The organism is Rhodanobacter spathiphylli B39, assembly GCF_000264295.1.
GTDB classification, from domain to species: domain Bacteria; phylum Pseudomonadota; class Gammaproteobacteria; order Xanthomonadales; family Rhodanobacteraceae; genus Rhodanobacter; species Rhodanobacter spathiphylli.
The window spans coordinates 112,538-123,529 of record NZ_AJXT01000021.1 but is presented as its reverse complement, the minus strand read 5'-3'; the positions used below and the strand labels follow the sequence as shown (position 1 = coordinate 123,529).

Genomic DNA, 10,992 nt, shown 5'->3' with positions numbered 1-10,992 from the left:
GGAAGTGGTTTTCTTCACAAGCTCTGAGAGGTCGTGATTGCGGGCGACCGGCTCGACTGCAACACTGCGGGCCAGCCACTCCTCTCGCCAGCCAGGGAACCCGCCATGTCCGTTGCCGCCAACATCGTGATCGCGCTGATTGCGCTGCTGCACCTGTGGTTCCTGGTGCTGGAGATGTTCCTGTGGACGCGGCCGTCCGGGCGCCGCGCGTTCGGCACCACGGCGGAGTTCGCCGAACAGTCGAAGGCGCTGGCGGCGAACCAGGGCCTCTACAACGGCTTCCTCGCTGCCGGACTGGTGTGGGGACTGCTGCTGGGCAACGGCGGCGCCGGCTTCAGCGTGAAGCTGTTTTTCCTCGTCTGCGTGCTGATCGCCGGCATCTACGGCGGGCTGACCGCGGCGCGGAAGATCCTGCTGTTCCAGGCGCTGCCCGCGCTGGTCGCGCTGGTGTTGATCCACCTGGCCTGATGGTTCGTCACCCGTGACGTCACTTCCCCGCGAAGCGGTCGGCCAGCGCTACGACCCGGCATTGATGCAGCGCGCCCGCGAGCGCAGCTGGGACGCCCTGCACGGCATCCGCCAGCGCATGCGCCCCGGCATCAGCGAGGACGAGGCCAGGGCCGAGGCGATGGAGGTGTTCCGCGAACTGGGCTGCGAGCGGCTGTGGCATCCGGTGCTGGTACGCATCGGCGCGAATACCACCAAGGCCTACCGGCAAGCCTCCGATCCGGACGTGCGGCTGGGCGAGAACGACAGCTACTTCATCGATCTCGGCCTGGTCTTCGACGGCCATGAAGGCGACGTCGGCGACACCTTCGTGATCGGGGATGCCCCGCAACGGCAGGCCTGCGCCGAGGCGGCGCGCGCGCTGTTCCACGAGGTGGCCGAGGCCTGGCGTGGCCAGGGACTGAGCGGCCAGGCGCTGTATGCGTTCGCCGAGGCGCGCGCCGCCGCGATGGGCTGGCGCTTCAACCAGGCCACCAAGGGCCACCGGGTCGGCGACTTCCCGCACGCGATCCACAAGGGCGGCGATCTGGCCGACCTGGGCGCGCCGCCGTCACCCGACCTGTGGATACTGGAGATCCAGATCGCGCACCCCACCGAACCGTTCGGCGCGTTCTACGAGGACCTGCTGTCCGGCTGACGGCGTGGCCGTCGCATCGCCTGCATTGAAAATCCCCGCTACAGACGGCATGTGTGCGGTCTGTTCCCGACACGTCATCGTGTCGCCCTATGGAGTTCTGCCCGTGGCCCGCAACAAACCCCTGAACCTGTATCGCAACATCGGCATCATCGCGCACATCGACGCGGGCAAGACCACGACCACCGAGCGTGTGCTGTATTACACCGGCAAGAAGCACCAGATCGTCGACGTGCACGACACCAAGGAAGGCAAGGGTTCCACCACCACCGACTACATGGAGCAGGAGCGCAAGCGCGGCATCACGATCCAGTCGGCTGCGGTGTCGGCGGTGTGGAAGGGCCACCAGATCAACGTCATCGACACGCCGGGACACGTCGACTTCACCATCGAGGTGAACCGCTCGCTGCGCGTGCTGGACGGCGCCGTGGTGGTGTTCGACGGCGTCGCCGGGGTGGAGCCGCAGACCGAGACCAACTGGCGCCTGGCCGATCAGTACAAGGTGCCGCGGCTGTGCTACGTCAACAAGATGGATCGCATCGGCGCGAACTTCGCGCATTGCGTGAAGGGTATCCGCGAGCGCCTCGGCGCCAACGCTCTGCTGTGCCAGGTGCCGCTGGGCAGCAGCGACGAATTCGTGGGCATGGCCGACCTGGTCGCCGGCACGGGCTACATCTGGGCCTCGGACGACAAGGACAGCGTGTGGGAGAGCGTGCCGCTGGAACAGCTGAAAGACCGCCTGAAGTTCGGCTCCGACGCCGACAATGCGTGGATCGCCGACCTGCCCAGGCTGCGCGAGGACCTGCTGGAAAGCGCGCTGGCGCTGGACGAGGACGCGTTCGAGCATTTGATCAACACTGGCGAATTCGACCCGGCCGTGCTCAAGCGCTGCATCCGCAAGGGCACCGTCACCGGTGAGCTGGTGCCGGTGCTGTGTGGCTCGTCGTACAAGAACAAGGGCGTGCAGCAGTTGCTGGACGCGGTCGTCGACTACCTGCCCTACCCCGGCGAGAACGGCGGCATCGCGATGGTCGACGAGGACGGCAACGTCGTCGGCGAACAGGCTGTGACCGACGACGCGCCGGCGCGCGCGTTGGCGTTCAAGGTGATCAACGACCAGTTCGGCACGCTGACCTTCTGCCGCATCTACTCCGGCGTGATCAGGAAGGGCGACACCCTGCTCAACGTGACGCGGGGCAAGAAGGAGCGCGTGGGCCGCATCGTCGAAGTGCAGGCCGACGACACGAAGGAGATCGACGAGGTCCGCGCGGGCGACATCTGCGCCTTCGTCTCGATGAAGGACACCGAGACCGGCGACTCGCTGAGCGATCCGGCGCACCCGGCGCTGCTCGAGCGCATGCGCTTCCCCGACCCGGTGATCAGCGTGTCGGTCGAGCCGAAGAGCCGCAACGACGTCGACAAGCTGTCCACCGCGCTCTACAAGATGGTCAAGGCCGACCCCTCGCTGCGCATGGAAGTGGACCAGGAAACCGGCCAGACCGTGCTCAAGGGCATGGGCGAGCTGCACCTGGAAATCACCATCGACCGCATGCGCACCGAACTGGGCGTGGAAGCGAGCATGGGCAAGCCGCGGGTGAGCTTCCGCGAGGCGTTCGGCCAGGCCGTCGAGCACACCTATACGCACAAGAAGCAGAGCGGCGGCTCGGGCCAGTTCGCCGAGGTGAAGATGATCTTCGAGCCGGGCGAACCGGGCTCGGGCGTGGTGTTCTCCGACGAGGTGGTCGGCGGCCGCGTGCCGCGCGAATACATCCCCGCGGTCGAGCACGCGATCAAGACCGAGTCGCGCGAAGGCCAGATCGCCGGCTACGAGGTGGTCGACTTCAAGGCGCGCCTGGTCGACGGCAAGTTCCATGACGTCGACTCCTCCGCGCTGGCCTTCGAGATCGCCACCCGCCAGTGCTTCCGCGAGGCGCAGAAGCTCAGCAAGCCGAAGCTGCTGGAGCCGATCATGAGCCTGGAAGTGGTGACCGAGGCGACCTACCTGGGCGACGTGATCGGCGACATCAACCGCCGCCGCGGCACCATCACCGACCAGGGCCAGAAGGGCACGTCGGCCTTCGTGCAGGGCTTCGTGCCGCTGTCGGAAATGTTCGGCTACATCAACTTCCTGCGCTCGGCCACCAGCGGCCGCGGCAACTTCTCGATGATCTTCGATCACTACCAGGAAGTGCCCGCCAGCATGGTCGACAAGCTGATGGAGAAGGAAGCGAAGTAGGGCTTCGTCCTCAACTGCCACCTGATCCTCTCTCAGTGTCAAATGCGAAAGCCCGGGAGTTGCTCCCGGGCTTTCGCGTTCGTGTCGAAGGATGATGGCGATCCGGTACCGGCCAACGGATCAAGAGGGCACAGGTGCACACATGGCGAACGGGAACTTCAACCGGCCCCGAGCTGAGCCAGTTCAAAGCCTGTCAGGCCATTCGCGGCGATGCTCGCCTCCAGCACCTGCTTGGCTTCGTCATTGACATAGATTCGGATGCGCGCCGTCCGCGGATCCTTGAAGACCGTTGGCCCGACCGGCAATGCATCTGCTCTGAAAGCCTCCTTGACGATAGACCCGGAGGAGCGCCGCTCGGAGCGATCAGGATCGATGCAGTCGATCACCCGTGTGACGTTGTAGAAATACTCGATCTTGTCGTCCACCTTTGCTTCAAGCAATTGCCCGAATTGCGCCAGAAAGGCCCCCAGCGTGTCGACGGCTTTCTGGTTTAGCACCAACGAGCCGGCCAGCAGCAGGCTGACATCGCCGCGCGGCAGTTGATCCTTCTTCCGGCCCTTCTGGTAAACCTCGACGACTGGCCGCCGCTTCCACTGCCTGGGCGTGCCGTCAAATTCGAAGACACCCGAATTTACCTGCGCGTCGCTGGGCACGAGCGGAGCGAATTTGTCCGGGGATTGTGTTCTCAATTCCCAAATCGACATGTTCAAGCCCTTCTGTACGGGAAAACTCCCGCGATCATGTCCGCACGCATACTCTGCAGCTCGGCCCGGCCGGCAGCCGCCCCGTCAGTGCGTCGACCGAGCAGGCGCGCCGCGACCGTGGCGTGATAGAGCTTGCTGTGAATGGGATCATGTGCGTTCGCCTTTTCCAGGCCTGCGATGTTGGCGCCAGGCGCCCTGGGCAGGAATACGCCATTGTCCGCATCGTCGATGCCGATCCGCCAGTCGAACAAGTATTTGCGAGAGAACTTGGCGAGCCTGTGAGTTCGCGAGACGATGTGATGCGCATCCGTGCCTGGAACAATCTCGCCACGCGCGAGCTGGATGTTGCCAGAAAGCGCCATGCTGTGGTCACCGTTGGCCACTACATCCGCCTGCAATCGCCTGACGGAGACTGGCAGTTTGGTCACGCCATTCTTGTCAAGAACCAGGGATTTGCTTTAGCAAGTGCGCGCGAATTGCGTACCTGGTAGCAATTGACTGCCGAATCACCGCCAAGTACCGCGTTCGACATCAGCGTGAGTTCCATCATTTCATCAGCGGCCAAGCTCAATACGCCTATGGCCGCCCTGGCGGTTCCCTCCTCCATCTCATTCTCTCCAGTTTTTTTGTTCAAACCCGATGGTTACCCGAGCAGCCATCACCATCGCGTTTGATGCCGTGCCGGACCTCGGCTTGTGATCAATCCACAACTTTGGGAAGGCTGGAACCGCCAATGCGAGCTGACGGAGAAGGAGGTGAAGCAGGCCTTCGATGTGGATTGAAGCCGACATCTGGCGGCGGACGGATAGGCCCGGGGATGGATGCCCCGGACTTTTCATGCGTGACCGAAGAGGCCGATCACTACCTGTCGAAGCAAAGTCGCCAGCTCGGCTTGGTCATGCCTGCCAGGCGACTTGACCGGCATCGCCAATCAGCCGGCCTGACTGAACGCCGATCGTCGAGGGCGGATCGGCGCTTCGCTTCGACATGTCGCCGCGACGTTCGATGAGCGTAGACGCGCCATCGAGCCGACACGCGCCATTGGGCTTGATGGAGAAGACGCAATGGTCGGCAGCGGCTAGCGGTATTGCCACCCGGCTTGGTTGCCCGATCGAGTCGTTACGCCGCGCTTTTGACTGCTGATCACTTCGCCTGACTACGCCGGGAGTCCGTTGCAGGCGGGCCACTCGCCCTACCAGATGACGACCGGAGTCAATCGACCACGTCCGCCCGCAATTTGGGCTTTCGTGTTCGTGTTCGTGTTCGTGTTCGTGTTCGTGTTCGTGTTCGTGTTCGTGTCGAAGGATGATTGCGATCCGGTACCGGTCAACGGATGTTGCCGGAAAGCGGAAACCGCGTTCACTCGTGGCCAGAGCAAGCTCATGCAGCTGCCTGAGAACAGTACGACCACGGCTTTTTTACGCGAATTTTATGCTGTTGCCGCATGGCGCTATGCCGTTGTTACAGCCTGACGCCCAGACTGCGCGCCTGATCCGTTCCAGGTACTGCAGATGTTCCAGCTCGCCGCTCCTCACGTCGCACCGGCTTCTGCCGAAGCCCGCGCCACCGACCAGCGCGCATGAGCAACTCTCCGCAGAAACGCCGCCTCGCCTCGCTGGCGCTCGGCGCCGTGGGCGTGGTCTACGGTGACATCGGCACCAGCCCGCTGTACACGCTGAAGGAAGTGTTCGGCGCCCACGGCGTGCCGGCCTCTGCGGCAAATGTGCTGGGCGCGCTGAGCCTGGTGTTCTGGTCGCTGATCATCGTGGTGTCGATCAAGTACCTGCTGTTCATCATGCGCGCCGACAACCGCGGCGAGGGCGGCATCATGGCCTTGCTGGCGCTGGCCCAGCGCAGCGCGCGCCACGTGCCACGCCTGCGCATGAGCCTGATTGCGCTGGGCCTGTTCGGGGCTGCGCTGTTCTACGGCGACGGCGTGATTACCCCGGCGATCTCGGTGCTGTCGGCGGTCGAGGGGCTGAAGGTGGCCGCGCCCGCGCTTGAACGCTGGGTGGTGCCGATCACCATCGGCGTCATCGTCGGCCTGTTCTGGCTGCAGAAGCACGGCACCCACCGCATCGGCGCCGTGTTCGGCCCGGTCTGCGCGGTCTGGTTCCTCAGCATCGCCGGGCTCGGCGTGCTGGGTATCACCCGCAACCCGGAAGTCCTGCTGGCGCTCAGCCCGCGCTACGGCGTCGACTTCTTTCTGCGCAATCAGGCCGAAGCCTTCTTCGCGCTGGGAGCGGTGGTGCTGGCGGTCACCGGCACGGAGGCGCTGTATGCGGACATGGGCCATTTCGGCAAGCGGCCGATCCAGCTGGCCTGGTTCAACTTCGTGTTGCCGGCGCTGGTGCTGAACTACTTCGGCCAGGGCGCGCTGATCCTGCACGACCCCGCTGCGGTGGCCAATCCGTTCTACCACCTGGTACCGCGGTCCATGCTGTACCCGATGATCGCGCTGGCGACCGCGGCCACCGTGATCGCCTCGCAGGCGGTGATCTCCGGTGCATTCTCGATGACGCGCGAGGCGATGCAGCTGGGCTACATGCCACGCATGCCCGTGGTGCACACGTCACACGAGATGGCGGGGCAGATCTTCGTGCCGTGGATCAACCGGGTCCTGCTGGTCCTGATCGTGGCGGCCGTGCTCGGCTTCCGCTCGTCGGACAACCTGGGCGCCGCCTACGGCATCGCGGTCACCGGCACCATGGTCATCACCACCCTGCTGGCCCTGGTGGTGGCGCGCCATCAGTGGCGCTGGCCTCTTCCCGCGGTGCTCGCCACCGGCGCCTGCCTGCTCACCGTGGACCTTGGCTTCTTCAGCGCCAACCTGGTCAAGGTCGAGCACGGCGGCTGGTTTCCACTGGCGCTGGGCCTGGGCGTTTTCGTGGCGATGACCACCTGGCGCCGCGGGCGCGAGCTGGTGGTGCGCGAAATCCAGCAGGGCGGCCTGGCGCTGGCGCCGTTCATCCGCAACCTGGCGGATCACCCGGCGATACGGGTGCCCGGCACGGCCGTGTTCCTTACCGCCAACCCCGAGTCGATCCCCAGCTCACTGCTGCACAACCTCAAGCACAACAAGGTATTGCACGAACGCAACGTGCTGCTCACGGTGGAGACCCTGGATACGCCCCGGGCCGACCCGGCCGAATGGTTCGAATGGACGGCGCTGGGCGAAGGATTCATCCGACTGCGCTTGCGCTTCGGCTTCGGCGAGGACCCGGATGTACCGCTGCGGCTGGCGCAATGCGGCCCGGCCGGCCTGCCGTTCGACATGATGGAAACCACCTTCTTCGTGTCGCGCGAGACCGTGGTGGCGGGCCGCCACGCCCACGGCATGGCGGCGTGGCGTGACCGCCTGTTCGCCTTCATGGCGCACAATGCGCTGTCCGCGACGGCGTTCTTCCAGATTCCTGGCAACCGGCGCATCGAACTCGGATCGGAGGTGGAGATATGACGCGACGCCAGCCAGCAACCCCCGCACGGGGGCGCCTGCTGCATGCATGAGCCGGCGTCACGCCGCCGGCGCGGTTCGGTCGTGGCCGACTACCTGTTTGCCACGATGGTCACGCTGGCGGCCTTTGCGCTGACCTTCGTCGCCGACCGCTACCTGTCGATCGCCAACCTGTCGCTGATCCTGCTGACCGCGGTGCTTGCCGTTGCGGTGCGCAAGCGCATGGCCGTGGCCGTCTATACCGCCGTGCTCTGTTTCATCGGCGACAATTTCTTCTTCACCCGGCCGCGCCACACGCTGGCAGTCGCCAGCGCCGACGACGTGCTGGCGATCGGCCTGTTCCTGATCGTCGCCCTGGTCTGCAGCCGCATGGCCACCCGGCTGTCCAGCCAGGTCGGCTCGCTGCGGGCGGCGCAGCTGCGGGCCCGCACGCTGTTGCAGCTTGGCAAGCAGCTGGCTGCCGCCGCCGATGCAGCGGGGATTCGCCAGGTTGGTTCGCAGGCGCTGACGCAAGCCATCGGTGCGACGGCACGCATGCAGCTTGCCGCCGGGGACCCCGCCGCCAAGGTCGCGTCCGTCGACCCCGGCGCCGATCTCGACGGCGAATGGGTGATTCCTTTGATCGTTGGCACGCATGACCATGGTGCGGTCGTGTTTGCGGCGCATGAGCCGGGCGAACCCGATGCCGAGCGGCGCGAGCTGGCCGTGGCCATGGGCCAGGACATCGCCCTGGCACTGGAACGCGCCAGGCTGGCCGACGAGCTGGAGCAGGCTCGCGTGCAAGGCGAGACGGAGCGCCTGCGCAATGCCCTGCTCTCCTCGGTCTCGCACGATCTGCGTTCGCCGCTGGCCTGCATGATCGGCGCCGCCGACACCCTGGCCATGTACGAAACACAGTTGCCGCAGGGCGAACGGCAGGAGCTGTTGCAGGCGATCCTGCACGAGGGCCAGCGGCTCGATCGCTACATCCAGAACCTGCTGGACATGACCCGGCTGGGCCACGGCACCCTGAAACTGCATCGTGACTGGGTCGATGTGACCGAAGTGGTGGTTGCCGCCACCGACCGGCTGCACCGGCTGTTTCCGGAACAGCCGGTGCAGACCGGGCTGCCGCCGGATACGGTGTTGCTCTACGTGCATCCGGCACTGATCGAGCAGGCCCTGTTCAACGTGCTGGAGAACGCCGCGCACTTCTCCCCGCCGGGCGAGGCCGTGCGCATCGAGGCCGGCGCCATGGGCGAGCAGCTGCGGATCGACGTGATCGACCGCGGCCCCGGCATTCCGCCGGACGAGCGCGCACGCATCTTCGACATGTTCTATTCGGTCTCGCGTGGCGACCGCGGCAACAAGGGCACCGGGCTGGGACTGTCGATCTGCCGCGGCATGATCGGTGCGCATGGCGGCAGCGTGGAAGCCTTGCCCACGGCCGGTGGCGGCACCACCATCCGCATCATCCTGCCACTGCCACCTGCACCGGAGACCAGCACTTGAACACTGCCGCGCCACGCGTGCTGGTGATCGATGACGAGAGGCAGATCCGCCGCTTCCTCGACATCGGCCTGCGCGCCGAGGGATATCAGGTGCTGCTGGCGGCCAACGCCGCGGAAGGTCTTGCACTCGCCACCACCCAAGCGCCCGACCTGGTCATCCTCGACCTGGGCCTGCCCGACCGCGAAGGCCACGAAGTGCTGGCGGAGTTGCGCCAGTGGAGCTCGGTACCGGTGCTGATGCTGTCCGTGCGCAACGCCGAGAGCGAGAAGGTGCGCGCGCTGGACAACGGCGCCAACGACTATGTGACCAAGCCGTTCGGCATGCAGGAGCTGATGGCCCGGCTGCGCGCCCTGCTGCGCCACCATCCCGCAACCGCCGCGACCGACGTGCCGCCGCGGTATGACGACGGCCATCTGGCGATCGACCTGGCTCGACGTGAAGTCAGCCTCGATGGCCAAGGGGTCGCGTTGACGCGCAAGGAATACGCCGTGCTCGCGCTGCTGCTGCGCCACGCCGGCCGCGTGGTCAGCCAGCAGCAGTTGCTGCGCGAGGTATGGGGGGCCAGCCACGTGCAGGACACCCACTACCTGCGCATCGTGCTGGGCCGCCTGCGCCAGAAGCTGGGCGATGATCCGGCCGCGCCGCGCTGGCTGAAGACCGAGCCGGGCGTGGGATACCGCTTCCTGGAAGGCAGCAGCGAATCGCCGCCTGGCTGAAGTCGTGCAGACCGGCAGCGTCCCTGCCGCATCCACCGGCTCGCGGCCTCGCTGCTTGCCTACATCTCGATCTCTTCGCCGCCAAGGTCCGTGATCATCCGCTCGGCCTGCCGCACCAGCACCTGCGACGATTCCTTGTAGCGGTTCGCGATCTCGCGGATGCCGTCCGCGCAGCCGAGAAAGGCATCGACGACGTCCGGGTCGAAGTGCGTTCCGCGCCCTTCGCGGATGACCTGCACCGCCTCTTCATGGGATATCGCCCGCTTGTAGACGCGCTTGTTGATCAGTGCGTCGTACACGTCCGCCACGGCCATCAGCCTCGCCGAAATGGGAATCTCCTCCCCCTTCAGGCCCTTCGGGTAGCCGCTGCCATCCCACCATTCCTGATGGCTGTAGGCGATCTCCTTGGCATAACGCAGGAAGCCGATCTCCTCGCCGATGGCGAGTTCCGCGTTGGCAATGGCGTTGCCGCCCAGCGTGGTGTGCATCTTCATGATTTCGAATTCGTCCGGCGTCAGCTTGCCGGCCTTGAGCAGAATCCGGTCGGGAATGCCGATCTTGCCGATGTCGTGCAGCGGTGCCGACTTGAACAGCAGGTCGATCGTGCCCTCGGTCAGGAAGGCGGCGAAACGCGGGTGACGGGCGAGCTTCTGCGCCAGCAGCTTCACGTAATGCTGGGTGCGCAGGATGTGGTTGCCGGTGTCGTTGTCGCGGGTTTCGGCCAGCGATGCCAGGGCGCGGATCGTCACCTCCTGGATCATCGTGACTTCCCGCGTGCGCCGCTGCACCTCGCGCTCCAGAAACTCGCTCTTGTACTTCAGGAAGTCGCGCGCCGCCTTGAGCTGCAAATGGTTGCGCACGCGCGACTGCACCAGCGGCGGACTGATCGGCTTGGTGATGTAGTCGACGGCGCCCAGCTCCAGGCCGCGACGCTCTTCCTCGACCGAGCTCATCGCGGTCAGGAAGATCACCGGGATGTCCCGCGTCCGCGGGTCCGTCCGAAGCTGCCGCAGCACTTCGTAGCCGTCCATCTCCGGCATCATGATGTCGAGCAGGATCAGGTCCGGCGGCGTCGACGCCTGCGCCAGCTGCAATCCGCGCGCACCACCAGGGGCGACCTTCACCTTGAACTCTCCGCGCAGCACCTCGCTGATCAGGGCGAGGTTTTCCGCGGTATCGTCGATGACCAGCACGACTTCCCGAGTTTCCGATTCGCTCATTGCCTGTCTCCGTTGCTTCACGGCTGCATT

General features: G+C 65.6%; 11 protein-coding genes. 7 read left to right on the top strand and 4 right to left on the bottom strand.

The genetic code is table 11. The annotated features are described in order from the left end of the window. The first annotated feature begins 105 nt into the window (after positions 1 to 105). The 3 genes from UU7_RS09390 to fusA all read left to right on the top strand — a co-directional run bounded on the left by UU7_RS09390 (position 106) and on the right by fusA (position 3,377). Entirely contained in the window at positions 106 to 468 is a 363-nt protein-coding gene (locus tag UU7_RS09390; protein WP_007807669.1) for a DUF1304 domain-containing protein, read from the top strand. A gap of 13 nt (positions 469 to 481) precedes the next feature. Beyond that, positions 482 to 1,144 (top strand): M24 family metallopeptidase, encoded by a 663-nt coding sequence (locus tag UU7_RS09385; protein WP_040673171.1) that lies wholly within the window; start codon positions 482 to 484, stop codon positions 1,142 to 1,144. Positions 1,145 to 1,247: 103 nt separating this feature from the next. Beyond that, entirely contained in the window at positions 1,248 to 3,377 is a 2,130-nt protein-coding gene (gene fusA, locus UU7_RS09380) for an elongation factor G (protein WP_007807665.1), read from the top strand. A 158-nt stretch (positions 3,378 to 3,535) separates the two neighbouring features. Here fusA and UU7_RS09375 read toward each other — a convergent pair whose 3' ends face one another. From UU7_RS09375 to UU7_RS18345, 3 genes are read right to left on the bottom strand one after another with little or no spacing between them, the layout of a single operon-like run. Beyond that, complete coding sequence (locus UU7_RS09375) at positions 3,536 to 4,081, bottom strand: hypothetical protein (protein ID WP_007807663.1); 546 nt, start codon at positions 4,079 to 4,081, stop codon at positions 3,536 to 3,538. Between the two features lie 2 nt (positions 4,082 to 4,083). Beyond that, positions 4,084 to 4,509: an AHH domain-containing protein gene (locus UU7_RS09370; protein ID WP_157582099.1), complete on the bottom strand. Its 426-nt coding sequence runs from the start codon at positions 4,507 to 4,509 to the stop codon at positions 4,084 to 4,086. Then, positions 4,506 to 4,715, bottom strand: a complete 210-nt coding sequence (locus UU7_RS18345; protein WP_157582096.1) for a hypothetical protein — start codon at positions 4,713 to 4,715, stop codon at positions 4,506 to 4,508. Before UU7_RS18345 ends, UU7_RS09370 begins: the two co-directional genes overlap by 4 nt. Before the next feature lie 613 nt (positions 4,716 to 5,328). On the opposite strand from UU7_RS18345, the gene UU7_RS09365 reads away from it, so the two are divergent. The 4 genes from UU7_RS09365 (at position 5,329) to UU7_RS09350 (ending at position 9,742) form a co-directional block, all read left to right on the top strand. Beyond that, positions 5,329 to 5,553, top strand: coding sequence for a hypothetical protein (locus UU7_RS09365; protein WP_007807659.1), 225 nt, complete (start codon positions 5,329 to 5,331; stop codon positions 5,551 to 5,553). Between the two features lie 107 nt (positions 5,554 to 5,660). Beyond that, positions 5,661 to 7,538, top strand: coding sequence for a potassium transporter Kup (locus tag UU7_RS09360; protein ID WP_007807657.1), 1,878 nt, complete (start codon positions 5,661 to 5,663; stop codon positions 7,536 to 7,538). 42 nt (positions 7,539 to 7,580) lie between these two features. After that, the gene (locus UU7_RS09355; protein ID WP_007807655.1) at positions 7,581 to 9,026 is read left to right on the top strand and encodes an ATP-binding protein; all 1,446 of its coding nucleotides are present in this window, start codon (positions 7,581 to 7,583) and stop codon (positions 9,024 to 9,026) included. After that, the gene (locus UU7_RS09350; protein WP_007807653.1) at positions 9,023 to 9,742 is read left to right on the top strand and encodes a response regulator; all 720 of its coding nucleotides are present in this window, start codon (positions 9,023 to 9,025) and stop codon (positions 9,740 to 9,742) included. Before UU7_RS09355 ends, UU7_RS09350 begins: the two co-directional genes overlap by 4 nt. Before the next feature lie 59 nt (positions 9,743 to 9,801). Here UU7_RS09350 and UU7_RS09345 read toward each other — a convergent pair whose 3' ends face one another. After that, a complete protein-coding gene (locus UU7_RS09345; protein WP_007807651.1) occupies positions 9,802 to 10,962 on the bottom strand; it encodes a response regulator in 1,161 nt (386 codons plus the stop codon). Positions 10,963 to 10,992 lie beyond the last annotated feature (30 nt).

Bases quoted from the DNA above. Each gene is read 5' to 3' on its own strand.
- UU7_RS09355 (WP_007807655.1), top strand. From the start codon at position 7,581: ATGCATGAGCCGGCGTCACGCCGCCGGCGCGGTTCGGTCGTGGCCGAC.
- UU7_RS09390 (WP_007807669.1), top strand. From the start codon at position 106: ATGTCCGTTGCCGCCAACATCGTGATCGCGCTGATTGCGCTGCTGCAC.
- UU7_RS09360 (WP_007807657.1), top strand. From the start codon at position 5,661: ATGAGCAACTCTCCGCAGAAACGCCGCCTCGCCTCGCTGGCGCTCGGC.
- UU7_RS09375 (WP_007807663.1), bottom strand. From the start codon at position 4,081: ATGTCGATTTGGGAATTGAGAACACAATCCCCGGACAAATTCGCTCCG.
- UU7_RS09345 (WP_007807651.1), bottom strand. From the start codon at position 10,962: ATGAGCGAATCGGAAACTCGGGAAGTCGTGCTGGTCATCGACGATACC.